Source organism: Sodalinema gerasimenkoae IPPAS B-353, assembly GCF_009846485.1.
In the GTDB taxonomy this organism is placed as follows: Bacteria; Cyanobacteriota; Cyanobacteriia; order Cyanobacteriales; family Geitlerinemataceae; genus Sodalinema; species Sodalinema gerasimenkoae.
The window spans coordinates 4,786,804-4,813,483 of record NZ_ML776472.1 but is presented as its reverse complement, the minus strand read 5'-3'; the positions used below and the strand labels follow the sequence as shown (position 1 = coordinate 4,813,483).

Genomic DNA, 26,680 nt, shown 5'->3' with positions numbered 1-26,680 from the left:
GAAGCCGGAGATGGTGATGCGTCGAGTCTTGGGCTTAGGTTTGGCGTTGTCCCTACTGCTGGTTCCCCAGGTTGGGGTGGGACAGACGATGGATGAGTTCTTTGAGCGGGGAAATACGGCTCGTCGGGAGGGGAGGTATGAGGAGGCGGAACGGACGTGGCAGCGGCTGTTACAGATAGACCCCAATCATGCTAATAATGCTTGCTATACATCTGACACCGAGGAGGGCGAACAGCCGTTCGCCCCTACAGACATCTATGGCATGACTTCCGAAAATTGGGATAAATTGGGAATTCCAATTAGTGCGTATGACTTGTAAATTGGTTCAATTGCACTCGCCCATCACCTGATTTTAGTGACTCTTGACACTCCCCAGCCTAAAGGCGTGGGGATTCTTCCTTCAACGATCCGACTTGCCCTGACAGGTTTGCACCAGCCAAAGTAGCGGTCAAATCTCCAGAAGCGTAAGGGCTACGCCCCGCTTTCGCGAGTGGGTCATCGACCCAAGTTCCGGTATGCCCTACCGTACTTAAAGCAGCATTCAGAATGTTGACGGCTGCGTTGTGGTCTCTGTCTAACTCACAACCACACTGACAAGCATGGGTTCGAGTTGATAGGGATTTTTTGACGACTGCACCACAGTTAGAGCATTTTTGAGAGGTATAGGCAGGGTTCACCGCTACAGTTATCCTGCCGAATTTTACCCCAAAATGCTCTAACCATTTCCTAAATTGATACCAACCAGCATCGTGAATCGACTTGGCGAGACAGTGGTTTCTCACCAGATTCTTAATCCTCAAATCTATGCACTTCGTGCAGGCTTCGCCAACGTAGGCCACCAGATCGTTAGATTGGATTACGCAACGCGCCAGTCTCTTGGCGTGTTCTATGCGCTTAGGCGCAGGCTTCGCCAGCACGTTGCCGACTTATTTTGAGGTGTACTCGCCCGAGTCGATTGACGGCTTTTTTTCGGTTGGCAGAGCCTTTCTGTTTTTTGCTCACCCTTCGGTGAGCGCGTTTCAGCTTTTTCTCGGCGTTTCGGTAAAACCTCGGGTTCGGTTCGCATTCTCCGTGGGAATCGGTGTAGAACTCAAGGAGTCCGACATCCAACCCCACAGTATTTCCTGACGGTTTGAGTTCTTCTCGAACCTCTACTTTGACGCAGAACTGAGCGTAATAGCCATCGGCTCTGCGAACCAGTCGAACCCGTTTGATTTGTTCTGTACCGTAAAACGCCAAATCCCAGGTTCCAACTAGCTTCAGTCGCCCGACATTCTTCATTGTCAAAAGCCGTCCTAGAAGGACGGGGTTTTAGACCCAAAATTTTCGATAATACAAGAGAATTTAAACGAGTGAAACTCTTGCAAATTGAGGACTGGGAGCAGGGGCGAAAAATCCCCTCCACTGGGGGAGGATGACAATAGGGGGTTATTGCAACATCGCCCCGCCTAACATTCGCTCAAATCGTATCTCCAACTCTGCCTTCATGCGGGGATATCGCTCTAAACTGGGGTCCTTGCGAATCACCCGTTCCGCCGCATCTCGGGCCAGAATCAACACTTCTCGGTCATCCACGAGGCTGGCTAAGACAAAATCCGGTAACCCCGACTGGCGAGTTCCCAACATCTGGCCCGGGCCACGAAGCTGCATATCCATCTCCGCAATCAAAAAGCCATCCTGGGACGATTCCAACACCTCTAACCGCTGTTTGGCATCGGGGGAGGCTTTGGGATGGGTCATTAATATACAATAAGCCCGATCGCCCCCTCGGCCCACACGACCCCGTAATTGATGCAATTGCGACAAACCAAACCGTTCAGCATTCTCAATCAACATCACCGTCGCATTGGGAACATCCACCCCCACTTCCACCACCGTCGTCGAGACCAAAATTTGGGTGTCATGACCGTGAAACGCCGCAATGGCTGCATCTTTCTCCGCCGAGGTCATCCGTCCATGCAACAATCCCACCCGAAAATCGGGGAAGACCTCTTGCAAGCGTTCATACTCCTCCACCGCCGATTTGAGATCTAACTTCTCTGATTCCTCCACCAACGGTAACACCACATAGGCCTGATGGCCCATCGCCATCTGACGGCGAATCAAATCATAGGCCTCTAACCGTTGTTTCCCCGCCAAAACTGTGGTTTGAATCGGTTTGCGGCCGGGGGGTAATTCATCAATTTGACTGACATCTAAATCCCCATGTAAGGTCAACGCCAAGGTCCGGGGAATGGGGGTGGCGGTCATGGAGAGAACATGACAAATGCCATTACTTCCCTTCTGTTGCAACTTGGCCCGCTGCTGTACGCCAAAGCGATGTTGTTCGTCAATCACCGCTAACCCTAAACGGTGAAACTGCACTTTATCTTGAATTAAGGCGTGGGTTCCCACCAAAACGGGGAGTTCGCCGGTTTCGAGTTGACTGTGGATTTGTCGCCGTTTGCGGGTTTTGGTGGACCCCGTCAGGAGTTCAACGGGGAGTTGTAGCAGGTTCAGCCAGTCGACTAATTTGCGATAATGCTGTTCGGCTAAGACTTCTGTTGGGGCCATTAAGGCCGCTTGATACCCTGATTGGATGGCGGCTAAAATGGCTACCACCGCCACTACGGTTTTACCGGCCCCCACATCTCCTTGAACCAGCCGATTCATGGGGGAGGTTTTGTCAAGGTCAGCTAGGATTTCTTGAATCACCCGTGTTTGAGCATGGGTGAGGTCGAAGGGGAGGAGGTTGTAGAATTGTTCGATGAGTTGTCCTTGAATAGTAAGCCGTTGGGCCTGGCTATTGGCGAGTTGCAGTTCCCCGGCTTGTTTGAGTTCATGGCGACGTTTCAGGAGGCCCAGTTGGAGATAGAAAAATTCATCGAAGACCAGGCGACGACGGGCCAAGTCTAGGATATCCGTATCGGGGGGAAAATGGATATTTGCAATCGCCGTCGGCCGGTCCAGCAATTCATACTTTTCTCGCAACTTCCGAGGTAAGGGTTCGGGAATTTGCTCACTGGCTGGAAGCACCGCCAACACGGATTTTCGCACCAAATCAGCGGTGACCCCATCGGTCAAGGCATAGACCGGCAAGACTCGCCCTACAGACAAGGATTCAATCCGAGCGTCGGCGTGTTCTAGAACTTCTAAATCGGGGTTTTCTAGGGTAATTCCATATTTGTTTTTCTTGACCAATCCTGAGGCGGCAACGGTTGCACCTCTTGGATACTGGGACTTATGGGCATATTGCCAACGGCTGGAACTGTAGCGATTTCCAGGATAAAAACGAGTTATTTTTAAGCGCCCGGTGGGGTCTTTTAGGGTTAACTGAAAGATGCTTAATTTCTTGTTTTTGGAACTATTAAAAAAACTGCAACTTTGGACTTGGGCAACAACTGTAACAGTCTCTCCTGGTTCTAATTGAGCAATGGTAACTTGACGAGCATAATCAATCCGATCGCGCGGAAAATACTCTAACAAATCCTGCACACGATAGAGTCCTAAGCGGGCCAAGCGATCGCCCCCCCGGCGGCCAATCTGACGCACCTGAGCCAGAGGCTGATCCAACGATAGCTCGGCCGGAGCGACCTGGGAGTGAAGCTGCGCTGTGGGAGGTTTGCGAGGCGTGACCGGTTCTCGCACCGATCGCGATCGCATCTCCAGAGAGCGTTCACTTTGCAACAACACCCGCCGCGACTCCGCCACCAGATGCTGACGTTGGGCCAGCGTCATAGAGGGGTATCTCTCAAACTCCGCCGCTAAATTTTGCCAACGTTGGCGATCGCTCCCCGCCAACCGCGCCGGAGGATTGTTAAACTGACGCTCCAGGAACTCATGAAAGCGAAATTCCCGTCCCACCAAATCAGAAAAACCGCGCTCAGCTTCTACACTGAGCGCTTTTCGTAACCGCTCCCAATCAGGAGCATTATCAACAGATGGAGATTGAACCATCGTCAGACTCGAGAACCGTCAAGAATTGTTGGCATTAGCTTCTCGCACTGCCGCCAAAAAGGCAAACACCACCAGAGGCGCGCTCAATCCGAGAATAATTCGCGTCAGCCAGACTCCATATTGAGGATGTCCCGACGACAACTCAAAAATAGACCCCACCGCCGCGATCGCCGCCACACAGGAGACAGCCAGCAAAAACCCTACTTTCGGGGACGACACCATAATCCTCGCGCCTCCCTAAGCCTTAAGATGACGAACGGACTTGACCGAGAACCCATACTTTGAGAGTTCCTCCGTCAGCAGGAGTTGGTCATCGACGCGATCGACAAACATCACCCCATTGAGGTGGTCCATCTCATGTTGAATCACCCGGGCCGGCAGGCCACTAAAGCGGCGACGTTGGGGACGGCCCAACTCATCCTTATACGACACCTCAACCACCTGAGGCCGTTTCACATCCATATAAACCCCAGGAATACTCAAACAGCCTTCCTGGCCCAAGGCCACCTCACGGCTGTAGGCTTGAATCACCGGGTTAATCAACACCAGCGGCGGCGTACTGGGGTCATCCAGGGCACAATCAACCACCAGCATTTGTTTACCAATGCCCACCTGAGGCGCCGCTAAACCAATACCATCGGCAGTATACATACTTTGTAGCATCTCACGGGCCAAGCCACGGATAGTTTCATCGACCCGGGCCACCCGCTTTGCATTTTGGCGCAAGACGCGATCGCCCAACCTATGAATCTCAAGGGGAGGGCGCTCTAATTTCGTTTTTTCAACCAGGAGAGGTGCTGAAGTTGACATAATTTAGCAACGTGTTCATCGATACAGGCCTTCAATAAAATCATAACGTTTGTTGCTAGCACGACAAGCATCCCCCCCCCCAAGGGAGTCGCCCTAACTCTAGACCGCTCTTGGGTATAGAAAGCTTAACTTCCCTAGAGAAACATCCCGAAAACCAGTGGTAAAGTAGAAAGACAGCGTCCAACGCCCCTGACCATTGTCCTTACCTGACTCTGACCGTGTTAACACCATCCACCTGTCGCCGCCTCAATAAACTCGACCAAATTCCCTCCGTGTGGGAAGGCGATCGGCGATCGCTGCAAATTGACCTAGACTCGGGGGAAGTGATTGGTGAAGATGCGAATGACTGCGTGATTTGGGTCGATGGATCTGAAGGAGTAGTGCGGGCGATCGAGAAAGTTTCAGATGAATCAGGGATGGAAGCGGTGGTACGGACCCTGTTGCGGGCCATGGAATATCCCCACAAACCGGCCCAGCCGGCCCGGCCCCAAAAAATCATTGTCAAAGACCGCGAACTACTCTTCTTCCTGCGCGGTGTCCTCCAAGATCTCGATATTGCCCTAGACTACGTCCCCGAACTGCCCCTCATTGACGAACTCTTCCGAGGACTCGAAGATGCTGTCGGAGGGCGGCCGCCAAAACTCCCCCCCCAATATCTTGATCCCCTCAACGAACAAGCCGAAGCCCTCTGGGAAGACGCGCCCTGGGACTATCTCGGCGATCATCAAGTCATCAGTATTGAACTCAACTACGGTGGAATTGATAGCTTCTACGTCTCCATCTTAGGATTGCTTGGTCTCGACTATGGCATTTTGCTCTATCGTAGCCTGGACTCTCTGCAAGGCTTCCGCGCCTCTATCTTGGCGAATACCTCCCTAGAAAAGTTAGAAAGCATCTTTCTCAGTCAGGACTGCATCTTCCTCACCTATGAAGGAGATGAAAACTTTGATGATGATATGGATGACCTCGGGGAATTTCCTTGGTCCCAAGTTGACGCCAACTTTGGTAGTTTGCATCCCCTCGAAGGCTTGCGGCCCTTTCTCCATGAAGAAGAAGCCCTCCCCGCCTGGATTGCCCTCAAAGCCTTGCATTTGTTCTTGGCAGACCATGAAGATCTACTCATGGAAGATTGGGACGAAGTGGTGCGCCAAGTCTATGACATTGTCATTCCCGGCCCCCTGCAAGGAAGCGACATTAACGAAGAGGGCGATCGCATCGTCTCCGTCACCGTCTCCTCAATGCCCAGCGTTGCCAAAGAACTCTCTAGCGAAGACGGCCAAGTTAGCTTCAACGAAGACCCAGGCTACGATGACGACTTATCCATCTTGGCGCGGATGCCGCAACTCCAGGATGAAATTATCCCCGATGGCTCAATTTTGCGGGTTGATAATATCCCCTGGTCTATGGTGGAAGCCTTACGCCAGCAGGTGTACTGTCCTCAGGAACCCCTGAACAAAGTTGTGCGCGGCAAATTTCCGGTGATTATCGTCCAAAGCACCCGCTCCAAAGTCAAAGATATCATCGCCGCCATTGAAGCCAGAGGCGGCTTACTCGGTCTGACCTTCAAAGCTTGCGTTTCACCCTTTGATGATTTTGAATATGAGCTGGGTCTGATGCAACTCGAAAATGAGGAAATCCATCTCGTGGGCGAGTTTGACTTAGAGAATCCCTACCATCAAAAGGCCCGCAAAGCCTGGAAACACAACCTCGAAAAAACGTACGGTAGATGTGGCTTAATTCTGGCCATGGGGGCCACCGGTAAACGCAGCGGCGACCCCAATCTCTCCGACATGAAAGCCTTTTATGAGGTGCTTCTACTCGCTCCCGAACAGATGGGCATCGAGAATCTAAGTCTGTTTCCGCTCCTTTAATAGCAAAAATTGGTCTGAATAGGACCAAAAAACTGGGGAAAAGAAGGCAACAGGCAATAGGCAATAGGCAATAGGTGGGGAAGTCTTTCCCAACGAGCAAGTCCTAAGTCAATCTTCGATTGCTAAAGCTTGCTGAGAAGCCCGCAATTGACCGCAAGCGGCATCCACATCCAATCCCTTGGAATAGCGCACACTGACGGCAATATGGCGGTCTTGGAGAGCCTCAACAAACTCATTGACCTGTTGGGGACTCGGGCGTTGATAGTCTACTTCCGAGATGGGATTATAGGGAATCAGATTGACATGATTTTGAAAGCCCCGCAGATGACGGGCCAGTTCTTCGGCATGGTGGGGGCGATCGTTTAACCCCGCCAGCAGCAGATATTCAAAGGTCAACCGTCGCCCCGTGACCTTGACATAATCGCGACATTCTGCTATGAGCGCCTCCAAGGGATACTGGCGGGCGCTGGGAATCAGTTGTTCCCGCAAAGCCTGATTAGAACTATGGAGACTCACCGCCAGGGTCGATTGTAGATGATGGTCTGCCAGACGGCGAATCTGTCCTGGAATCCCCACCGTGGAGATAGTCATCGATCGCGCCCCAATGCCCACATCTTGATTGAGACAGCGTAACGCCCCCAAGACGTTGTCCCCATTCAGCAGCGGTTCTCCCATCCCCATAAAGACAACATTACTGACGCGATCGCGGAACTCCCCCTGAACCGTCAGCACCTGATCCACAATCTCATGCACCGCTAAATTCCGCAGAAATCCCCCCTTCCCCGTGGCGCAAAAGTCGCAGGCCATGGGACAACCCACCTGAGAGGAAACACAGACCGTTAAGCGCCGTTCCGTGGGCATTCCCACCGTTTCAATAATGTTGCCATCCGCCAGTTTCAGCAGATATTTAATCGTCCCATCCGGGGAAATCGAACGATGATGAATCGTCGAACGTCCCAGATTAATCTCTTCATGCGCCTCGCGCCAGGCCTTGGGAAAGACCGTAATCTCCGAGAGCGATCGCACCCCCTTCTGATACAACCATTGATGCAGTTGTTTCCCCCGATAGGCCGGTTGTCCCTGGCCTTGCATCCAGGTGGTGAGGTCTTGTAGAGATTGACCCAAAAGGGGAGTGGCGGTAGCAGTGGACAGAGACATCGGCAAAGCCTAAACAGTAACACCCCATCTTAACGCGACCCCAGCCACCAAAAAAACTGGCGAGTTGCTGTCCCAAGACAACTCGACAGTTGGGGTGACAAAGAGGTACAGACTAACGAATGGGACTGGTTGGAGTACGTCCGCCCTTCCCCTTCGGATGTGAAACTCGATACAATACGTTACAAACGCCGTAACAAGCCGAGTGACCCCCCGACCATGACCACCACATCCCCCGTCGAACGCGACAGTTTCCCCGGACAGCATTGGACCTGGCGCGATCATCCCGTGTACTACGTCCGTGCCGGAGAATCCCCCCAAGCCTCCCGTCCCCCCCTTCTCTTAGTTCACGGCTTCGGCGCATCCACCGACCATTGGCGCAAAACCATCGCGGGGTTGCACGAGGAATTTGAAGTTTGGGCGATCGACCTATTAGGGTTTGGGCGTTCTGGAAAACCTCCCCTGGCCTATGGTGGCGAACTCTGGCGCGACCAACTCCATGACTTCATCCAAGAGGTGATTGGTCGACCCGTGGTTTTAGCCGGAAACTCCCTCGGCGGTTATGTCTGTCTCGCCGTCGCCGCCCAAAAACCCGAATCGGCGCGGGGTCTCGTCCTACTCAACAGTGCCGGTCCCTTCAGCGACGCACAACCGCGCCAACCCAGTCGTTTCAGTCGCATGTTGCGCAGTTTTGCCCTACAAGACTGGGTCGCCTTCCTAATTTTCCAGAACACACGCCGCCGGTCCGTCATTCGCAAAACCCTGGAAAAAGTCTATCTCGATAAAAGTGCCGTCACCGATCGCCTCATCGAAGAAATCTACCGTCCCTCCTGCGATCGCGGCGCCGCCAAAGTCTTCGCCTCCGTCTTCAAAACCCCCCGAGGCGCAACCGTCGACGAACTCCTCGGCCAACTCAACAAACCCCTACTAATGCTGTGGGGAGAGGGAGACCCCTGGATGAACAGCAAGGACCGCAGCGCCAAATTCCGCCAATACTATCCCGACCTAAGCGAACATTTCCTCAACGCCGGCCACTGTCCCCATGACGAAGTTCCCGACCAAGTGAACGCCCTTCTCAAATCCTGGGCTTTAGAATTGGAGTAATGCTAAGTTTTCCCCTCATCCGCGCGGCCCTATCTTGGCTCATCCTCCTCAATCTCTGGTGGGGATTTCCCTCCACCGTCAACGAAACCTGCCGCACCTATCACGGTCGGCAAATTTGCATCATCAGCATCAAACGCAGTGCCAAATACCATTGGGAATACCGCGCCGAGGTCCGAGTTGACGGAGAACGGCGGCCCCGAGAAAAATACGACTGTAAGCGTCGCGAACGCATCAAACGGGATGGTCGCCACCTCCCCTTCGAGCAATTCGGCGCCGGCGACTACATCTGCAAAACCTTAAACTAGATGTGTTCGGGCAAGTTGGAATCGATTTCCTGATGAGGTGAGATTCCTGATGGGGTGGGCGATCGCCTTGGGCAAATCCGTGATGTCTCCCGCCTCCGACACCTGTTACAACAGGCAACCGTTGCAACAACCATTGGCGAGTTTATGGCGGGAATCGGGGACTAATTTGGGAGAGGGCGATCGCTCCCTGTGATAACTACGATCGCCCCAACAGCACGAATCCGCTCTACTGAGGAGAGTTCTAGCTACAACAGCAATGAGGAAAAATAGGGGGATGGGTGAACAGAAGGTTATCCAGTAAGGCGATGTTTTACTGAAGTTCAGACGGTAAAGGAATCGCTCGCTTTTGACTGAAATAGGCAGTTTCCAGCCACAACTGCCGTGCTTCATCGAGATTTGCTAAAGCCTCTTCCAGGGTTTCCCCTTGGCTCATACATCCTGGCAAATCCGGAATCATGACGGTATAGCCTCCTTCGTCTTCAGGATAAATTGACATAGGATACCTCAGGGATAAATAATATTCCAGAGGTTTAGAATGAATAAGATTACTTTGTGTCATTTTGCCATTCCTCTAAATTTAATTGTTTAACAATCACTTTTACGTAAGTTCGTTTGACTTTTGCACCTTTTTTCTTCGGAACAACAATGATATCTCCATCGGCATTTTCAAAGGTGTGATGACTGCCCCGAGAACGAACTTCAATATAACCAAACTGCTCCAGTAAAGTTGTGATATCGGAGAAACGGACTTCTGGCGGCAACGCTAAAAAACGAGCCACCAATTTTTCTGATTTACCCATGACCGATCCTAGCAAAAGAGGAAGGGGAGGGAAGGGCGAGAAACCCGATTTTTCCAAAAAATCGGGTTTCTGGTCGCCAACCGGAGTTATCGGGGTTGCCAAAAAATCGCCTAACGGGGGTCGCCAATTAACAGCAACGGCGACCAAAAGAAGGGATGAGCATTTTCCTGACGCTCCCGTAACTTCGACTCCCTTTGCCTTGCTGGTGATGGCGCACCTTTTTCCGACTGCTAGACTGGATGATGACCCTGCCTCGGGTCTTACAAGAGCGTTTCGATACCAAACTTCGTCAGTATCAGGAGGAACGAAACATGCCAATTCTCAGCAAAATTGAACGTCAAGCCTTAGAAACCGGTCATCAAGAAGGCAGTTTAGACATGGCTCGTTCAGCTATTCTCGATGTGCTGACGGTGCGCTTTAATCAGGTTCCTGATGAGGTGAGCGATCGCCCCAGGCAAATCCGTGATGTCTCCCGCCTCCGACACCTGTTACAACAGGCAACCGTTGCGACAACCATCGGGGACTTTATGGCGGGAATCGGGGACTAATCTGGGAAAGGGCGATCGCCCCCTATGATGACTACGATCGCCCCAACAGATTCGGCAGTCTGAAGCCCCCGAAGCCGCTGCTCAATATATCCCTAAAGGCACGATTGAGATTATCCACATAGGTAAACAACACCGGAACCACCAACAACGTCAACATTGTGGAGGTCGAGAAGCCGCCAATGACGGCGATCGCCATGGGGGAACGCACCTCACCCCCAGCCCCTAACTCTAAGGCAATGGGCATCATCCCGGCTACAGTGGAAATCGCAGTCATGAAAATCGGACGCAATCGAGAAACTCCGGCTTCCACGATGGCCTTAAATTGGGGAATCTCTTTCTCTTGATTGGCCAGGGTACAATCCACTAACAAAATGGCATTTTTAGTGACTAATCCCATCAGTAAAACGATGCCAATGAGGGCAAACAATCCTAACTCCTTCTGAGTAATCAATAGTGCTAACAATGCCCCACCCACAGACAACGGCAGCGCCACCAGAATCGTTAACGGATAGAGGAAATTGTTATACAACAGCACCAAAATGGCATAGATACAAAGAATCGCAAATGCCAGAGCACCTAAAAAACGAGTGAAGATATCTACCATGATTTTGGCATCGCCGGAGGGCTGTTCAAAAACCCCAGGTGGTAGAGGATTCATCGCTGGGAGTTCCCGCACTGCTGCAAGGGCATCCCCTAAAGAAATCCCCTCTAGGTTCGCTTCTACGGCAATCTGACGGGCGCGGTCAAAACGGTCAATTTGTGCTGGACCACTACCAAGACGAATCCGCGCCACTGAGGAGAGAGGGACTAACGCCCCCGATTGACTGGGAACCTCTAAATTCCGCAGCGTTTGTAGGCTATTGCGATACTCTTCGGCAATTTGCACGCGAATGACAATCTGTCGGTCGGGGAGGTCAAATTTGGCTAAATTCGCCTCCACATCCCCTAAAGTGGCTAGATTGGCCGTGCGGGCGATCGCCTGAACCGAGACGCCCAAATCCGCCGCCCGTTCACTATCCGGTTGAATTAACAATTCCGGCTGCACCAAACTGGCACTGGAGGCGATTTCCACTAAACCGGGGATGCCCCGCATTTGCTGTTCCAAAGCCGTGGCGGTGTCGAGCAGTACTTCGGGATTTTCCCCACTGAGGACGATGGAGAGGTCTTTTCCACCCCCGCCAGCCCCCGCCGACTGGAAGCTCAAGCGTGCTCCAGGAATCTCAGCCAGTCGAGGGCGAATTTCCTGTTCAAACTCCTGTTGATTCACATCCCGCTCGTCAGTGGGTTTGAGAATGGCGCGCACCGTGGCCTGATTCACAGACCCCGTTGAGCCGCCACTTCCGGCGGAGACAAACACATTCTCGGTGGCCTGATGGTTGAGTAAGACATCACTGAGGCGATCGCTTACCGCGAGGGTATCCCGTAACCGAGCGCCGGGCGGTAATTCTACGTTGACGGTACTAATCCCCTGATCGCCATCGGTAAACAGCCCTTGGGGAATGTAGGGAACCAGTTGCAGACTGCCAATAAAGAAGGCGATCGCAATCAAAAGCGTGGTAATACGATTGCGCAAGGCCCAGGTCAAGACACGACGATAGGGCCCCGGTTTGGGGGAGGGATTGAGGAGATTGGAGGTCTCCTCCGCTTGGGGTTTGGGTTTCAGTAAATAGGCGGACAACATAGGGGTCATCGTTGTCGCGACCAAGGTCGAGAACATGGTAGACACCGCCACTGTCACCCCAAAGGGTTGGAAAAACTGTCCCGGAATCCCCCCCATAAAAGCCACGGGAAGGAACACCGCCACAATGGTCGCCGTTGTCGCCACCACCGCTAGACCAATCTCATTGGCGGCATCTAACGCCGCTTGAAAGGGGCGTTTACCCATACTTAAATGGGTATCAATGTTCTCAATCATACAGATGGCATCATCCACCAAGTTCCCCACCGCGAGGGACAAGGCCAACAAGGTCATGCCATTGAGGGTGTAGTCCAACAGTTGCATCACCATAAAGGTGGGGACAATGGACAGGGGTAACGCCACCCCTGTAATCAACGTCGCTCGCCAATCCCGCAGGAAAAAGCCCACGGTGATGGTGGTCAGTAAACAGCCGAAGATTAAGGCATCAATGGAGGCCTGGTAGGAGTCGCGAATCTCGTTGGCGCGGGTAAACAGCAGTTGAAACTCAATATCATCGGGGAGAATGCCAGCTTCTAACTCTGCCACCCGTTCGCGAACCCCCTCTTCTACGGGAACCACACTGGACCCGCTACTGCGCAACACCTGGAAGGAGACCACCTCCTCAGTTCCCTCTCGGGTGATGAGTTGCGCCTGTTGACGGCGATCGCCGAAACTATCTTCAACGGTTCCTAAGCTAGACAAGGGAACCGACTCCCCATTCGGTAGGCTAATGCGATAGCGTTGTAAATCATTCACCGTTGGGGCGCTGCCCAGGGTGCGAATACTTTGTTCGAGGCCTCCCGCTTCCGATCGCCCCCCAGAGAGGTTCAGATTCAAGGCGCGAATCTGGTCATTGACCTGAGTGGCGGTAATGCCTAAGGCTTTGAGGCGTTGCGGGTTTAGTTGCACCCGAATCTCTCGGTCAACTCCCCCCGTGCGGTTGATTTGTGCCACCCCCGGAACTTGCAATAGGGCACTACTAATCTGGCGATCGACCAGTTGGCTGAGTTCCTCAATACTGCGCTGATTGGACCGCACTGCATAGCCCATAATCGCGCCCCCAGCAAACTCCAACCGCTCGATAATCGGTTCATTGATATCCTGGGGGAGTTCCTGGCGAATTTGTGACACCGCATTGCGTACATCATTGGTAACGCGATCAGTGTCGGTTCCCAAGACAAAGTTAATGGTCGTCACCGACACCCCATCATTGACGGTCGATTGCAACTCATCGATATTTCCCAAACCGGCGACGGCATCCTCAATTGGCTGCGTCACCTGAGACTCCAACTCCGAGGGGCCAGCACCGGGTTGAGTGACCGTGACTTGCACCACCGGAACATCAATGTTGGGGGTATTATCGATCCCCAGTTGGAAAAATGAGGTCAGTCCCACAAAGGTCAGGATAATAAACAAGACGAGGGTGGGAACAGGGCGTTTGACGGACCAGGTTGAGAAGCTCATAAAGCAGGCAAGAGGCAAGAGGCAAGAGGCAAGAACTGGCCAGCCCTCCGATGGGGGGGGATGGCAATCGGGGGTTAGTCGACGACTCGGACGAGATCGCCGTCGCTGAGGAATCCGGCCCCTGAGACGATGATGCGATCGCCCGCATTTAAGCCACTGAGAACTTCCACTTGGGACTCCTCTGACTCATCTTCAGCATCCACGACCTCCCCTAACTCAATGCGGGTGGCGGTGACGGTATCGTCGGGGTTGAGGCGGAAGACTTGGGCGCTACCGTCGGCTTGGGGCAGAACCGCCGCCGAGGGAATGGTTAAGCTATCCAGGGTTTCGGTGACAATTTCTCCCTCTAGGAACATCCCCGGGCGTAAACTGTCGTCACTGGGTAAATCTACGACGACGGTCGCTTGACGAGTTTCGGGATTTATGGTAGGCAGAATTTCTCGGACTCGTCCGCGAACATCGATGCGAGAGTCGGCATCGGAGCGAACTCGGACCGGAGCGCCAGGACGAATTAGGGGTAACTGGGTTTCGGGAACCTGTAACTGTAACTCCAACTGTCCTTGAGCAATCAGAGTAAACAGAGGATTGTTGCCACTCACGTCTCCGACTCGCGCCTGACGTTCGGCAACAATTCCCCCCTGAGGGGCAACCACTAAGGTCTGATTGAGGCGAGTTTCCAATTCCTGCACCACGGCATCTTGATTCTGTACCCCCGCTTGAGCATTGGCGACCCCGGCTTGAGCCGCTTCTATGCCGGCTAGGGTGCTGTCTAAGGTCGCTTGGGCGCTGGTTACATTGGCTTCGGCGTTGAGGACATCGGCGCGGGCGCTTTCTAATTCAGCCTCGGCGACTCGGACGTCTTCTATGGCTTGGTTAACATCTTCACGAGCGGTGCGTACATCCCGTTCTCGTAGTTCCACTTCCTGTTGACTAATGGCCCCCTGGTTGGCCAATTGCTGGTAACGTTGATACTCCCGTTCTGACTGTTCTAAACTTGCCTCGGCTTGGGTAACTCGGGCGCGATTGCGGGTGAGACTGGCTTCGGCTTGAGCGACTCGGCTTTCCGCTTGGCGAATCCCGGTGCGGGCGCGTTCTAGGTCAGCTTCGGCTTGGCGGCGACTGGATGTGGCTTGGGAGATATCCGCTTCGGCGGCACTCACTGAGGAGCGGGCTGAGTCAATTTGCGATAAGGCCCCCGACAGTTGCGACTGAAGCACTGAGTCGTCGAGGACTGCGAGGACTTCTCCTGGGGCGACGATATCCCCTTCACGGACTCGGACTTCGAGGATTTGTAGGCCTGTGGCGCGGGGCAGGATGGGGAGTAAGTCATAGGCGTTGACGCTGCCACTGGCGTTGAGGGTGCGATTGACCGCTTGTTCCCCGACGGTAATGGCTGTGACCGTTTGACTGGGATTACGCTCGGTTTCCTCCGTATCGGCGATGGGAGTGTCCGGGGAGGATTCGCTAAAGAGTCGTCCCCCAATTCCCGCTAAGACAATGCCTAGGCCCAATCCGATGAGGATGGATTTCCAGTTGATGCCTCTGGGGGCGGGAGGCTCGGATTCTGAGGGAAATTCCTCATCGGGAACGGCAGGGGCGGACTCCTCCGGCGTTGGCGGAACGCTGGAGTTGGGATTTGCGCGTTGGTTGTGGTCGATGTCGTAACTCAAGGGTTTCACAGGAAACAAGAACAACGGATAAGGCAACGCTGGGTTTGGGATGCCTCAGAGAGGTGAACCCTACCTAAATCAGGGAGTTGAGGTGAGGGAGACCCGGTCGTGGGGGAGGGACTCGGCTGACGTGGGATACGTCAGTACCGACAATATTATTAAGAATTATGTAATTTATTATAGATGGGTGACAAGAAAAATGGAGAGGTCATGATGAAATCTCTTCAGAATTGCGAAAGATTAATTAGACTAGCATCGAGAGTTACGGCTCGATCTACCGCCTAGGTTCGCAGTTGTTGCGAATTTGCTCATTGTCTCAACGAGAGTATCATGCTGGATTTGAACACCACTCCCAACCCCCAACAGCCCAGTTCCGGTAAATCGAGAACCGCTACCCCCCACGTTTCCCCTCACGGGAAGTTTGATTTTGCCCGGCGTCATAATGGTTCAACGCCCGAAGATATGGCCCAGATGCTGTCAGCGTTAGGCTATGAGAGTTTGGCGCAACTGATTGCAGATATCATTCCTGAGCAAATTCGCCTCAAACAGCCTCTGAATCTGCCCCAACCGCTCACGGAAGCGGAGGCCTTACGGAAATTGCGGGCGATCGCCCAACAAAACCAACTCTACCGCTCCTTCTTGGGACTGGGCTACCATGACTGCATCACGCCCCCGGTGATTCAACGCAATATCCTGGAAAATCCCGGCTGGTACACCGCCTACACCCCTTATCAGGCGGAAATCGCTCAGGGACGCTTGGAAGCTCTCCTCAACTTCCAAACTCTCGTAATTGATTTGACGGGGTTAGAAATTGCGAATGCCTCCCTCCTGGATGAAGGAACCGCCGCCGCAGAGGCGATGAGTTTAAGTTGGGGCGCGTCGAAGGCGAAGTGTAATACCTATTTTGTGGCCGCTGATTGCCATCCTCAGACCATTGAAGTGGTACAAACTCGCGCTGAACCCTTGGGCATTGAGGTCATCGTTGGGGATTGGCAAGCGTTTGACTTCCAAACCCCTATTTTCGGGGCATTATTGCAATATCCCACCACCAAGGGGGCGGTCTGTGACTATGGAGAATTTGTGGAAAGGGCACACCAGCATCAGGCCCTCGTTACAGTGGCGGCGGATTTACTCAGTTTGACGCTGTTAAGGCCGCCGGGGGAGTTTGGGGCGGATATTGCTGTGGGAAGCAGTCAACGGTTCGGGGTTCCCCTGGGCTATGGAGGCCCCCATGCGGCCTATTTTGCGACGAAGGAAACCTATCAGCGCAAGTTACCGGGGCGTTTGGTGGGAGTCTCGAAGGATAGCAGCGGTAAACCGGCCCTGCGGCTGGCGTTGCAAACCCGAGAACAGCATATTCGTCGCGATAAGGCCACCAGTAATATCTGTACGGCTCAGGTGTTGCTGGCGGTGATGGCCTCGATGTATGCGGTCTATCATGGTCCAGCGGGGTTGCGTCACATTGCCGAGGGGATTCACCAGCGAGCGGTGATGTTAGCCGAAGGTCTGAAACGGCTAAAGTTTCGGGTGCAGGAGTCGCCCCTGTTTGATACCCTGACCGTTCAGGTGGGGTCGGCGCAACGCATTCTTGGCCGCGCGGCGGCTCAGCGGATTAATCTACGTCAGGTCAGTGAGACGGAGGTGGGGATTAGTCTGGATGAAACTACCCGAGATGCGGATTTACTGGATTTATGGCAGATTTTTGCCGATTCTCTGGAGTTACCGTTTACTCTCGACCAGATGCGAGACCGGGTGGCGGAGTCGGGGTATGGGATTGGGCGATCGCCCCTAGCGCGAGAGACAGAATATCTAACGCAACCGGTGTTTAATCAATACCAGTCTGAGACAGAGTTTTTGCGCTATGTCCATCGCCTCGAACGGAAGGATTTATCCCTGACGACCTCCATGATTCCCCTCGGGTCTTGTACCATGAAGCTCAACGCCACGGCAGAGATGTTGCCGGTGAGTTGGGCAGAATTTGCTAAGATTCACCCCTTTGCGCCCAAATCCCAAACTCAGGGCTATCAGTTGCTGTTTCGGCAGTTGGAGGGGTGGCTGGCGGAGATTACGGGCTTTGCGGGGATTTCTCTACAACCCAATGCAGGGTCTCAGGGGGAATATGCGGGATTACAGGTGATTCGCGCCTATCATCGCGATCGCGGTGAGGTGCAGCGTCGGGTTTGTTTGATTCCTGAGTCGGCCCATGGGACGAATCCTGCCAGTGCAGTGATGTGTGGGATGCAGGTGGTGGCGATCGCCTGTGATGAGTCAGGAAACATCAATATTGAGGATTTACGGCGCAAAGCTGAGAAACACGCGGAGTCCTTGGCGGCGATTATGGTCACCTATCCCTCGACGCATGGGGTGTTTGAGGAGAGTATTATCGAGGTCTGCGAGATTGTGCATCAGTTTGGCGGCCAGGTGTATCTGGATGGGGCCAATCTCAACGCTCAAGTGGGGTTATGTCGTCCTGGGGATTTTGGGGCGGATGTGTGCCACCTGAATCTGCATAAAACCTTTTGTATCCCCCATGGTGGTGGCGGTCCGGGAATGGGACCGATTGGGGTAGCGGCTCATCTGTTGCCCTTTTTACCGGGTCATTCTCTGGTGTCTCCCCAGTCTCAGGCCCAACCCCAGGGAATTGGCGCGATTTCGGCGGCCCCTTGGGGAAGTGCCAGTATTTTGCCCATTTCCTGGATGTATATTGCCATGATGGGGGCGGAAGGACTCACCCAGGCGACTGGCTTGGCGATTCTCCATGCGAACTATCTGGCCCAGCGACTGGATAAGGTCTATCCGGTGTTATATAAGGGCAAATCGGGACGGGTGGCCCATGAATGTATTTTGGATTTACGACCGTTGCGCAAGTCGGCGGGGGTCACGGTGGAAGATGTAGCGAAGCGGTTGATGGATTATGGCTTCCATGCACCCACTATTTCTTGGCCCGTGGCGGGGACGATGATGGTGGAACCGACGGAGAGTGAGTCGTTGGCGGAGATGGACCGCTTCTGTGAGGCGATGATTGCGATTCGTGGCGAGATTGAGGCCATTGAATGGGGTGAGGTGGATGAGGGGAATAATCTCCTCAGGAATGCCCCCCATACGGCGGAGTCGTTGTTGTCTGGGGAGTGGGAGCGTCCCTATTCTCGGGAACAGGCGGCCTATCCGGCGCTTTGGTGTCGGGAGTCGAAGTATTGGGTTCCAGTGGGACGGATTGATGCGGCGTTTGGCGATCGCAATTTGGTCTGTTCTTGTGTGGGGATGGAGGCTTATGGGGATATGCCGGTGGAAACGGTTGAGTCAGTGGAAGTGGTGGAGGAGACGGAGGTGGTGAATCCGCGTCCGATGGAGTTGTTTTTAGGGGATGGAGGGAACGAATGAGACCGTTACTGTTGAAGTTGGATCAGGTTGAGTTCACCGATGAGCAGTTTTATCAACTCTGTTGTAATCATGATGAACTGCGGTTTGAGCGATCGCCCCAAGGAGACTTAATTATTATGCCCCCGGTTGGTGGAGATAGTGGAAACCGAGAAGCTGAATTAACGATTGATTTAGGAGTCTGGAACCGTCAAACGGGACTGGGGTATGTGTTTAGTTCTTCGACCATTTTTCGCCTTCCCAATGGGGCCAGTCGCTCCCCTGATGTGGCTTGGGTGCAACGGGAACGCTACTTAGGGTTAACGCCAGACGAGCGCCGCAAATTTCCCCCCATTGTCCCGGATTTCCTGATTGAATTGCGCTCAGCAACGGATTCTTTGGAGATGTTGCGCCGTAAGATGCAAGAGTATCAGGAGGTGGGGGTACGGTTGGGATGGCTGATTAATCCGCAGCAGCAACAGGTGGAAATTTATCGTCTTCAGGAACCGGTGGAGATACGAGATTTCCCGGCGGATGTGTCGGGGGAAGATGTGTTACCGGGATTTCAGTTGCGGATTGGGGATTGGACTCCTGAACGGGTGTCTTCATGCCACGATTAAGTCCGCCAGTTTTGATGCTTATCTCCAAATTTCCTAGTCTTAATTCATTACGGTAGGGTGTGTTGCGGCTCAAATCTATGGAGACTTAAGAGGACAATTTAGAAGCTGCCGCAACGCACCTGGTTTGTAATTTTGCTAGTGATTTGACGGTTTTGTTTATCATCACGTATCATCTTCGGCAGTTATAGAGGATAGGAGTTTATTCGTTTGGGGGGAGATTGAGCTATTTTTAAGGATCCAAATACTGCACGCAGCCTCACGCTTGTTTTGCTATTTAATAATAAAATTTATTATATAAAATCACCAAAATTGGTTCTGCCTTCCTAAATTGGCGTCCTGAATTTTGAGAGATTTTGGTGATTTTCGAGTTCATCCCGGATAGTAACATCCAGCCCCATGTTTCAATCCCTAAAAGGGATTTTGGGGCTACGGATATGCTGATGGGCATCACGACCGGTATGACGTTTCAATCCCTAAAAGGGATTTTGGTGGATTTCGGGAAGCTTAAGCCACAAACAAAAGATTCAGCCCTCGTGTTTCAATCCCTAAAAGGGATTTTGGTGGATTTCGGGCTGCATCGACTTTGGCGTTACTGCTAATAGAAACTCCTGTTTCAATCCCTAAAAGGGATTTTGGTGGATTTCGGGGGGATAGGTAGTTTGAGGATGAGCCGTTTGGCTTTGTGTTTCAATCCCTAAAAGGGATTTTGGTGGATTTCGGGTCGGGCGCCGATTGTTGGTGTATGGGTGCAGACTGTGAAGTTTCAATCCCTAAAAGGGATTTTGGTGGATTTCGGGGGTGGACTTGGTGGGTCTGTCAAAGATGCGTTCAGCGTTTCAATCCCTAAAAGGGATTTTGGTGGATTTCGGGATGTCAACTCCACCATTAACAACTATGACCACGTTTCAATCCCTAAAAGGGATTTTGGTGGATTTCGGGCACCGCCAAGTTGTGGTCATTGTCTCCCGTTAGATAGTTTCAATCCCTAAAAGGGATTTTGGTGGATTTCGGGTTGGGTATTGCTTCCTTCGTACCGATGAAATGTCGGAAGTTTCAATCCCTAAAAGGGATTTTGGTGGATTTCGGGAAGCTTAAGCCACAAACAAAAGATTCAGCCCTCGTGTTTCAATCCCTAAAAGGGATTTTGGTGGATTTCGGGCTGCATCGACTTTGGCGTTACTGCTAATAGAAACTCCTGTTTCAATCCCTAAAAGGGATTTTGGTGGATTTCGGGACTCCCAGGGGTTGCTCGATAACCGCATATTTTGGCCTGTTTCAATCCCTAAAAGGGATTTTGGTGGATTTCGGGGGGATAGGTAGTTTGAGGATGAGCCGTTTGGCTTTGTGTTTCAATCCCTAAAAGGGATTTTGGTGGATTTCGGGTCGGGCGCCGATTGTTGGTGTATGGGTGCAGACTGTGAAGTTTCAATCCCTAAAAGGGATTTTGGTGGATTTCGGGGGTGGACTTGGTGGGTCTGTCAAAGATGCGTTCAGCGTTTCAATCCCTAAAAGGGATTTTGGTGGATTTCGGGATGTCAACTCCACCATTAACAACTATGACCACGTTTCAATCCCTAAAAGGGATTTTGGTGGATTTCGGGCACCGCCAAGTTGTGGTCATTGTCTCCCGTTAGATAGTTTCAATCCCTAAAAGGGATTTTGGTGGATTTCGGGTTGGGTATTGCTTCCTTCGTACCGATGAAATGTCGGATGTTTCAATCCCTAAAAGGGATTTTGGTGGATTTCGGGCTTCCCCGTCGCCCGCCTTCACCGAAATAGTGATTGTTTCAATCCCTAAAAGGGATTTTGGTGGATTTCGGGTTTAACCATAACTAACAAGTTAGGTCAATTGATAATCAAGCGTAGTTTCAATCCCTAAAAGGGATTTTGGTGGATTTCGGGGGGTGCCGGAACAACTGAGGAGGGCATGAATACTGTTGTTTCAATCCCTAAAAGGGATTTTGGTGGATTTCGGGGTTTATTCCTACGTCTGCGAGAATGGCTCGTTGATGTTTCAATCCCTAAAAGGGATTTTGGTGGATTTCGGGTTTCAGATTTTCCGCGATTTGGGCAAGATTCGGCTGTTTCAATCCCTAAAAGGGATTTTGGTGGATTTCGGGTCATCGGCGGTGCTATCAATTTTGTTAATCTTGCGGCGGCTGTTTCAATCCCTAAAAGGGATTTTGGTGGATTTCGGGGTGCTTCTGCCCATCGCCAAGCCACAATTTCTAGCGTTTCAATCCCTAAAAGGGATTTTGGTGGATTTCGGGCCGCCTTTTATCTCTTAAGTTCCCTTTCGCTTGTTCTTTTGGTGTTTCAATCCCTAAAAGGGATTTTGGTGGATTTCGGGTTACGATGGGGAAAACCGGAAAATTGCTTGTACCGAAGGTTTCAATCCCTAAAAGGGATTTTGGTGGATTTCGGGAGGTGAGATGGGGTGGAAGGGAAAGGGAACCCAGTTTCAATCCCTAAAAGGGATTTTGGTGGATTTCGGGGTAAAAAAGAGACAAGAGAAATCAGAATAATTCAGGTTTCAATCCCTAAAAGGGATTTTGGTGGATTTCGGGAATACTAGGAACTTCGCAAAGGTTCCCCCTCAACTGCTGGCTGTTTCAATCCCTAAAAGGGATTTTGGTGGATTTCGGGGTGTTGCTTCTGATATTCTCAAAGTCCTTTCTTTGTTTCAATCCCTAAAAGGGATTTTGGTGGATTTCGGGTGCAACCAGAAGAAGTGCAGCGGCGCCACGAATAGTTGTTTCAATCCCTAAAAGGGATTTTGGTGGATTTCGGGTTAACACAGCTTTATTCCTGTATGGGGAACTTCGCCGTTTCAATCCCTAAAAGGGATTTTGGTGGATTTCGGGAAGATGAAGCCAGAGAATCTTGGGAGGGTTGGCATTCTGTTTCAATCCCTAAAAGGGATTTTGGTGGATTTCGGGTGGTTATACCTGTTAACAGATGCCTATTTGTTGTTTCAATCCCTAAAAGGGATTTTGGTGGATTTCGGGTATAAACGTGGGAATCTTCGTGGTTTCAGCCTCAAGTTTCAATCCCTAAAAGGGATTTTGGTGGATTTCGGGGTGGATCGGCAGGGAGAAAAGGGCGAGACAGAGAGTTTCAATCCCTAAAAGGGATTTTGGTGGATTTCGGGGCGGGCAGTAAGAGAACCAAGAAATGACCCGGGCAGTTTCAATCCCTAAAAGGGATTTTGGTGGATTTCGGGCCTATCCGCTTTCCGTGCCGCCATTAACTTTATTGTTTCAATCCCTAAAAGGGATTTTGGTGGATTTCGGGGGACCCCATCTGGAACCCTGACGCTATGCAGTTTTCAAGGTCCATTTGCGCGGGACCCCCCAAGAATAACACCGATCGCCCCAAATCCACAACCCCAGCCCAAATCCGAAAACCCTGAAATGCCCAACCTATAAGGATTACAGAGTTTGCGCGAGACCCCCCGATCCATAGAAAGCCCGAAACCCAGACCCCATCAGGAATCCCACCCATTTTCAGCATCCCCCCTCTCATACAGCACCCCCCTCGCGCAAATCGCAACATTCCTTAACAAAATTAGACCATCCACTCTATATAATAATGTCCCCATTCCTCAACTCAACTCCTCCAGTCCAACGGTTCCCTGTTCCCCATTCCCAGAAATGTGGCAAGATGAGATGAATTCCGGTCAGGGAGGGATTAAGCATGTCAACCGCTCACATTATTGGATTAGGAAAATCGGGACTCGCTGCAGCCCGGTTGCTGAAGCAGCAAGGTTGGCAGGTCACCGTCAGCGATCGCGGCACCGGGGACTCCCTCAGCCAACAGCAACACCTCCTCGCCCAAGATAACATCCCCGTCTCCCTGGGCCATGTCTTCGACCCCAAAACCGCCCAACATCTGGATTTATTAGTCATCAGCCCCGGCGTTCCCTGGGATTTGCCTAACCTACAACAGGCCCGACACTTGGGAATCGAAACCATTGGCGAGATGGAACTAGCCTGGCGATATCTACAAACCTATCCCTGGTTGGGAATCACCGGAACCAACGGCAAAACCACCACCACCGCCCTAGCCGCCGCCATCTTTCAGGGGGCTGGACTCAAAGCCCCTGCCTGTGGCAACATCGGCCACGCCGCCTGTGAACTGGCCCTAACCGTCACCCAGCAAGACCACCCCTTAGATTGGGTTGTCGCTGAGATGAGTAGCTATCAGATTGAGTCGTCGAGTACCCTCACCCCTCGGATTGGCATTTGGACGACGTTCACTCCAGACCATCTCAATCGCCACCAAACCCTGGAGAACTACTACAACATTAAGGCGAAACTTCTCCAGTCCTCGGACGTGCAAATCTTTAATGGTGATGACCCCCATTTACGAAAACATCGAGAGGACTGGCCCAACGCCTATTGGACGAGTGTTGATAATGACCCCAGTTTAACCCCCTTCGCGGCCATTGATGGGGATTGGGTGGTCGTGGATGGGGCGAGAATTGTCTCCATTCAAGCCTTGCAAATGCCCGGCCGTCATAACCAACAAAATCTCCTGATGGCTGTGGCGGCGGCCCGGTTGGCAGGGATTAAACCCGAGGCGATCGCCCAAGCAATTTCCCAATTTCGTGGCGTTCCTCATCGCTTAGAAGTCATCGGCACTTGGCAAGATATTCGCTTTATTAATGATAGTAAAGCCACCAACTATGATGCCGCCCTGGTGGGGTTAACCTCCGTTCGTAATCCTGTAATTCTCATTGCCGGGGGCGATCCCAAAGATGGCGATGCAACCACCTGGCTAGAGGCGATTCAACGTCAAGCGGCCTTTGTCTTGCTGATTGGCGATGCAGCGGAATCCTTCGCCCAGATGCTGGATGGGGTGGGCTATTCTGAGTATAAGATTGTTGGAACCCTAGAGGCGGCAGTGGAGGTTTCCCGAGATTTGGCCCAGAAATATCAGGCGCAAACCGTCTTGTTGTCTCCGGCTTGTGCCAGTTTTGACCAGTTTCCTAATTTTGAAGTTCGCGGTCAGGTGTTTCAAGAGTTATGTGAACGTTTCCTATAGATTAGGGCGTTCCTGAACGGAGGACTCAGCAAATGGGAAAGATTGCCTTTGATGCCAGTAGTTTTCATTGGAGTCGTTCTGATGGCTTAAATCGCTATGTGGGGGAGTTGCTGAACGACTACCGCGACGGCGATCGCTTCTGTTTTTATACGTCCGATTCAAGCCTAGTCCGTGCTGACTCTCCCCAGTTTCAAATCCTCCCTCACTCCACCCTCTATCGCAATGATTTCAAAAACAATCTAAGGCGCTTGGTTTGGCATCAAATTGGTTTGCCATTTTCAATTCTAAAGCAAAAACAACGATTATTCTATTCTCCTGTATTTGAAGGAATGTTAGTTCCTGTCTGTCCACAAATTATCACCATTCATGATATTTTGCCGATTCGCTTTCCTGACGTGTATCCCCGCATTAAATACTATTTCAAGTTTATTCTACCCCAACTTATTCGCGCCTCTGATGCCATTATTACCACCTCAAATTACACCAAAAAAGAGATTTTAGACCATTACAATTGCCACAACACCCCGATTCATGTCGTCTATCAAGGCTATCGAGAGGATATCTTTAATCTCAATTCTGATGATTTAGAAAATCCCCTTCATCGTTCCGAAACTCCCTTTATTTTATGTGTGGGAGAAACGCGCCCCTATAAAAACCTCCGTCGCCTCATTGAAGCCTTTAGCCGAGCCAATTGTCCCAATCTAGAATTGCGAATTGTGGGCAACCTCAATAAATGCGATCGCCCCTTGTTAGACTATCCCCAAGAACTCGGCTGTCACGAACGAGTCAAGTTTCTAGGATTTGTCCCCGATGACGCCTTACCCGACTTATATCGCCGGGCGATCGCCTTCGCCTTTCCCTCTCTCTACGAGGGATTCGGGATTCCGCCCCTCGAAGCCATGGCTTGTGGTTGTCCGGTATTGGCTAGCAATCAAACTGCTATTCCTGAAGTCTGCGGCGAGGCGGCGTTCTATGTGAATCCCTATGACATCGACGACATAGCCCAGGGCATTGTCCAACTGGTAAATAATCCCCAATTGCGGCAACAGTTACGACAACGAGGACAGCAACAGGTACAATCATTTCGCTATCGTCAAATGGGCGATCGCATCCTCGACATCCTCGACCATTATCTAACCCCAAATCGAGCCAATGGTACTGATTAACCTTGCCTTTTTAATGGAGAACCCCACCGGAATCAGTACCTACGCCCTGAATCTGATTCCTCAATTGCGATCACTCGATCCCATCCTCCTCACCCCTCAACCAAAACTGGGATTTCGCCATCATCCCATCCCCAGGGGACTCACCCCGGAACAAGGCTTAATCGGGCATCTCAAACGTCTCCTCTGGACCCAATTCGCCCTACCGCGACTCTATCGAGACTTAGACGGCGATCTTCTCTTCTCACCCCTTCCCGAAGCCCCCCTAGGCTGGACTGGCCCCTATGTGGTCACCGTCTATGATGCCATCCCCCTGCGTTTTCCCAAACCGGCATCCCCCATGACCCTCTATCATCGCCTCTACGTTCCCCAAGTCCTACACCAGGCCCAACATCTCCTCTGTATCTCCCAATCCACCGCCGACGATGCCATGGCCTTTTACGGTGTTCCCGCCGCCAAAATCACCGTCACCCCCCTCGCCTACGATCGCTATCACTATCGCCACCTCAACCTTCCCCGCCGCAATTACTTCCTCTATTTGGGACGACATGATCCCTATAAAAACCTGCAACGGGCCATCGCCGCCTTCGCCCAACTTCCCCCATCCCTCGACTGTGAATTTTGGATTGGCGGGTCCTTCGACCGCCGTTACACCCCCAACCTACAGCAACAGGTGCAAGAGTTGCAGTTGGGCGATCGCGTCAAATTCCTCGATTACGTCAACCCAGACGACTTACCCATTCTCCTCAACCAAGCCTTGGCCTTAGTCTTTCCCTCCCTCTGGGAAGGTTTCGGCTTACCCATTCTAGAAGCCATGGCCTGCGGCTGTCCCGTCATTGCCTCAAACGTCGCCTCCATCCCCGAAGTCGCCGCAGATGCAGCCCTACTCGTCGATCCTTACGATTTACAACAGTTGTCGGATGCCATGCTGGTTTTAGTGAAAGAAGATGATGTGCGATCGCACCTTCAACAACGGGGCTGCGATCGCGTTCGCCACTTTAGCTGGGAGAAAACCGGACAACTCAGTTGCGGTATTCTGCATCAACTGTCTTGTTCTGGCAACCCCTAATACATAATTGTTCACGGCCGAACATGGTATCCTCCAGGTGTATGTCAGGTCGAGCGTGTCTCGGGTCTTTGGGCGGTTGAACCT

19 protein-coding genes, 1 pseudogene and 1 CRISPR repeat array are annotated in these 26,680 nt (G+C 52.1%); of the genes and pseudogenes, 11 read left to right on the top strand and 9 right to left on the bottom strand.

Going from position 1 to position 26,680, the window contains the following annotated elements; all coding sequences use genetic code 11:
* Nucleotides 1-10 precede the first annotated feature (10 nt).
* Nucleotides 11-319: a tetratricopeptide repeat protein gene (locus L855_RS20915; protein ID WP_159790843.1), complete on the top strand. Its 309-nt coding sequence runs from the start codon at nt 11-13 to the stop codon at nt 317-319.
* A gap of 58 nt (nt 320-377) precedes the next feature.
* Here L855_RS20915 and L855_RS20910 read toward each other — a convergent pair.
* The 4 genes and pseudogenes from L855_RS20910 to def form a co-directional block, all read right to left on the bottom strand.
* Nucleotides 378-1,278, bottom strand: a pseudogene (locus tag L855_RS20910) (RNA-guided endonuclease InsQ/TnpB family protein); the annotation flags it as partial.
* A gap of 150 nt (nt 1,279-1,428) precedes the next feature.
* Nucleotides 1,429-3,936 carry an ATP-dependent DNA helicase RecG gene (recG, locus tag L855_RS20905; protein ID WP_159790842.1) on the bottom strand — a complete coding sequence of 836 codons (2,508 nt, stop codon included), beginning with the start codon at nt 3,934-3,936 and terminating at the stop codon, nt 1,429-1,431.
* Between the two features lie 18 nt (nt 3,937-3,954).
* Nucleotides 3,955-4,158, bottom strand: coding sequence for a hypothetical protein (locus L855_RS20900; protein ID WP_159790841.1), 204 nt, complete (start codon nt 4,156-4,158; stop codon nt 3,955-3,957).
* Between the two features lie 15 nt (nt 4,159-4,173).
* Nucleotides 4,174-4,746, bottom strand: coding sequence for a peptide deformylase (gene def, locus L855_RS20895; protein WP_159790840.1), 573 nt, complete (start codon nt 4,744-4,746; stop codon nt 4,174-4,176).
* 218 nt (nt 4,747-4,964) lie between these two features.
* Between def and L855_RS20890 the strand changes: the two genes are divergently transcribed.
* Nucleotides 4,965-6,617: a DUF6930 domain-containing protein gene (locus L855_RS20890; protein ID WP_219729972.1), complete on the top strand. Its 1,653-nt coding sequence runs from the start codon at nt 4,965-4,967 to the stop codon at nt 6,615-6,617.
* A 108-nt stretch (nt 6,618-6,725) separates the two neighbouring features.
* On the opposite strand, the gene rlmN is transcribed toward L855_RS20890, so the two are convergent.
* The gene (rlmN, locus tag L855_RS20885; protein ID WP_159790839.1) at nt 6,726-7,775 is read right to left on the bottom strand and encodes a dual-specificity RNA methyltransferase RlmN; all 1,050 of its coding nucleotides are present in this window, start codon (nt 7,773-7,775) and stop codon (nt 6,726-6,728) included.
* A gap of 216 nt (nt 7,776-7,991) precedes the next feature.
* Between rlmN and L855_RS20880 the strand changes: the two genes are divergently transcribed.
* From L855_RS20880 to L855_RS20870, 3 genes are read left to right on the top strand one after another with little or no spacing between them, the layout of a single operon-like run.
* Nucleotides 7,992-8,876 carry an alpha/beta fold hydrolase gene (locus L855_RS20880; protein WP_159790838.1) on the top strand — a complete coding sequence of 295 codons (885 nt, stop codon included), beginning with the start codon at nt 7,992-7,994 and terminating at the stop codon, nt 8,874-8,876.
* Nucleotides 8,876-9,181 carry a hypothetical protein gene (locus L855_RS20875; RefSeq protein ID WP_159790837.1) on the top strand — a complete coding sequence of 102 codons (306 nt, stop codon included), beginning with the start codon at nt 8,876-8,878 and terminating at the stop codon, nt 9,179-9,181. Before L855_RS20880 ends, L855_RS20875 begins: the two co-directional genes overlap by 1 nt.
* Before the next feature lie 49 nt (nt 9,182-9,230).
* On the top strand, nt 9,231-9,374 hold the full coding sequence (locus L855_RS20870; protein WP_159790836.1) for a hypothetical protein: 144 nt from the start codon (nt 9,231-9,233) through the stop codon (nt 9,372-9,374).
* A gap of 117 nt (nt 9,375-9,491) precedes the next feature.
* Here L855_RS20870 and L855_RS20865 read toward each other — a convergent pair whose 3' ends face one another.
* The gene (locus tag L855_RS20865) at nt 9,492-9,677 is read right to left on the bottom strand and encodes a type II toxin-antitoxin system HicB family antitoxin (RefSeq protein ID WP_246199323.1); all 186 of its coding nucleotides are present in this window, start codon (nt 9,675-9,677) and stop codon (nt 9,492-9,494) included.
* Between the two features lie 49 nt (nt 9,678-9,726).
* Nucleotides 9,727-10,083, bottom strand: a complete 357-nt coding sequence (locus L855_RS20860) for a type II toxin-antitoxin system HicA family toxin (protein WP_246199314.1) — start codon at nt 10,081-10,083, stop codon at nt 9,727-9,729.
* 137 nt (nt 10,084-10,220) lie between these two features.
* Here L855_RS20860 and L855_RS20855 point away from each other — a divergent pair, with 137 nt between their 5' ends.
* Complete coding sequence (locus L855_RS20855) at nt 10,221-10,529, top strand: hypothetical protein (RefSeq protein ID WP_159790834.1); 309 nt, start codon at nt 10,221-10,223, stop codon at nt 10,527-10,529.
* A 31-nt stretch (nt 10,530-10,560) separates the two neighbouring features.
* Here L855_RS20855 and L855_RS20850 read toward each other — a convergent pair whose 3' ends face one another.
* Nucleotides 10,561-13,671 (bottom strand): efflux RND transporter permease subunit, encoded by a 3,111-nt coding sequence (locus L855_RS20850; RefSeq protein WP_159790833.1) that lies wholly within the window; start codon nt 13,669-13,671, stop codon nt 10,561-10,563.
* A gap of 74 nt (nt 13,672-13,745) precedes the next feature.
* Nucleotides 13,746-15,350 (bottom strand): efflux RND transporter periplasmic adaptor subunit, encoded by a 1,605-nt coding sequence (locus L855_RS20845; protein WP_159790832.1) that lies wholly within the window; start codon nt 15,348-15,350, stop codon nt 13,746-13,748.
* A 321-nt stretch (nt 15,351-15,671) separates the two neighbouring features.
* Between L855_RS20845 and gcvP the strand changes: the two genes are divergently transcribed.
* From gcvP to L855_RS20820, 5 genes are all read left to right on the top strand, one after another.
* On the top strand, nt 15,672-18,722 hold the full coding sequence (gene gcvP, locus L855_RS20840; protein ID WP_159790831.1) for an aminomethyl-transferring glycine dehydrogenase: 3,051 nt from the start codon (nt 15,672-15,674) through the stop codon (nt 18,720-18,722).
* The gene (locus L855_RS20835; protein WP_159790830.1) at nt 18,719-19,318 is read left to right on the top strand and encodes a Uma2 family endonuclease; all 600 of its coding nucleotides are present in this window, start codon (nt 18,719-18,721) and stop codon (nt 19,316-19,318) included. The genes gcvP and L855_RS20835 overlap by 4 nt, the downstream gene beginning before the upstream one ends.
* A 463-nt stretch (nt 19,319-19,781) precedes the next feature.
* A CRISPR array of direct repeats spans nt 19,782-22,612; the repeat unit is 37 nt; unit sequence GTTTCAATCCCTAAAAGGGATTTTGGTGGATTTCGGG.
* Nucleotides 22,613-23,014: 402 nt separating this feature from the next.
* Nucleotides 23,015-24,364 carry a UDP-N-acetylmuramoyl-L-alanine--D-glutamate ligase gene (gene murD, locus L855_RS20830; protein WP_159790829.1) on the top strand — a complete coding sequence of 450 codons (1,350 nt, stop codon included), beginning with the start codon at nt 23,015-23,017 and terminating at the stop codon, nt 24,362-24,364.
* A gap of 32 nt (nt 24,365-24,396) precedes the next feature.
* Complete coding sequence (locus L855_RS20825) at nt 24,397-25,530, top strand: glycosyltransferase family 4 protein (RefSeq protein ID WP_159790828.1); 1,134 nt, start codon at nt 24,397-24,399, stop codon at nt 25,528-25,530.
* Nucleotides 25,517-26,596, top strand: coding sequence for a glycosyltransferase family 4 protein (locus tag L855_RS20820; RefSeq protein WP_246199311.1), 1,080 nt, complete (start codon nt 25,517-25,519; stop codon nt 26,594-26,596). The genes L855_RS20825 and L855_RS20820 overlap by 14 nt, the downstream gene beginning before the upstream one ends.
* Nucleotides 26,597-26,680 lie beyond the last annotated feature (84 nt).

What these genes read in the sequence shown, in the direction of transcription:
- murD (WP_159790829.1), top strand. Translation starts at nt 23,015, where the DNA reads ATGTCAACCGCTCACATTATTGGATTAGGAAAATCGGGACTCGCTGCA.
- rlmN (WP_159790839.1), bottom strand. Translation starts at nt 7,775, where the DNA reads ATGTCTCTGTCCACTGCTACCGCCACTCCCCTTTTGGGTCAATCTCTA.
- L855_RS20875 (WP_159790837.1), top strand. Translation starts at nt 8,876, where the DNA reads ATGCTAAGTTTTCCCCTCATCCGCGCGGCCCTATCTTGGCTCATCCTC.
- recG (WP_159790842.1), bottom strand. Translation starts at nt 3,936, where the DNA reads ATGGTTCAATCTCCATCTGTTGATAATGCTCCTGATTGGGAGCGGTTA.
- L855_RS20820 (WP_246199311.1), top strand. Translation starts at nt 25,517, where the DNA reads ATGGTACTGATTAACCTTGCCTTTTTAATGGAGAACCCCACCGGAATC.
- L855_RS20850 (WP_159790833.1), bottom strand. Translation starts at nt 13,671, where the DNA reads ATGAGCTTCTCAACCTGGTCCGTCAAACGCCCTGTTCCCACCCTCGTC.
- L855_RS20855 (WP_159790834.1), top strand. Translation starts at nt 10,221, where the DNA reads ATGATGACCCTGCCTCGGGTCTTACAAGAGCGTTTCGATACCAAACTT.
- def (WP_159790840.1), bottom strand. Translation starts at nt 4,746, where the DNA reads ATGTCAACTTCAGCACCTCTCCTGGTTGAAAAAACGAAATTAGAGCGC.
- L855_RS20865 (WP_246199323.1), bottom strand. Translation starts at nt 9,677, where the DNA reads ATGTCAATTTATCCTGAAGACGAAGGAGGCTATACCGTCATGATTCCG.
- L855_RS20825 (WP_159790828.1), top strand. Translation starts at nt 24,397, where the DNA reads ATGGGAAAGATTGCCTTTGATGCCAGTAGTTTTCATTGGAGTCGTTCT.
- L855_RS20870 (WP_159790836.1), top strand. Translation starts at nt 9,231, where the DNA reads ATGGGGTGGGCGATCGCCTTGGGCAAATCCGTGATGTCTCCCGCCTCC.
- L855_RS20835 (WP_159790830.1), top strand. Translation starts at nt 18,719, where the DNA reads ATGAGACCGTTACTGTTGAAGTTGGATCAGGTTGAGTTCACCGATGAG.
- L855_RS20880 (WP_159790838.1), top strand. Translation starts at nt 7,992, where the DNA reads ATGACCACCACATCCCCCGTCGAACGCGACAGTTTCCCCGGACAGCAT.
- L855_RS20900 (WP_159790841.1), bottom strand. Translation starts at nt 4,158, where the DNA reads ATGGTGTCGTCCCCGAAAGTAGGGTTTTTGCTGGCTGTCTCCTGTGTG.
- L855_RS20915 (WP_159790843.1), top strand. Translation starts at nt 11, where the DNA reads ATGGTGATGCGTCGAGTCTTGGGCTTAGGTTTGGCGTTGTCCCTACTG.
- gcvP (WP_159790831.1), top strand. Translation starts at nt 15,672, where the DNA reads ATGCTGGATTTGAACACCACTCCCAACCCCCAACAGCCCAGTTCCGGT.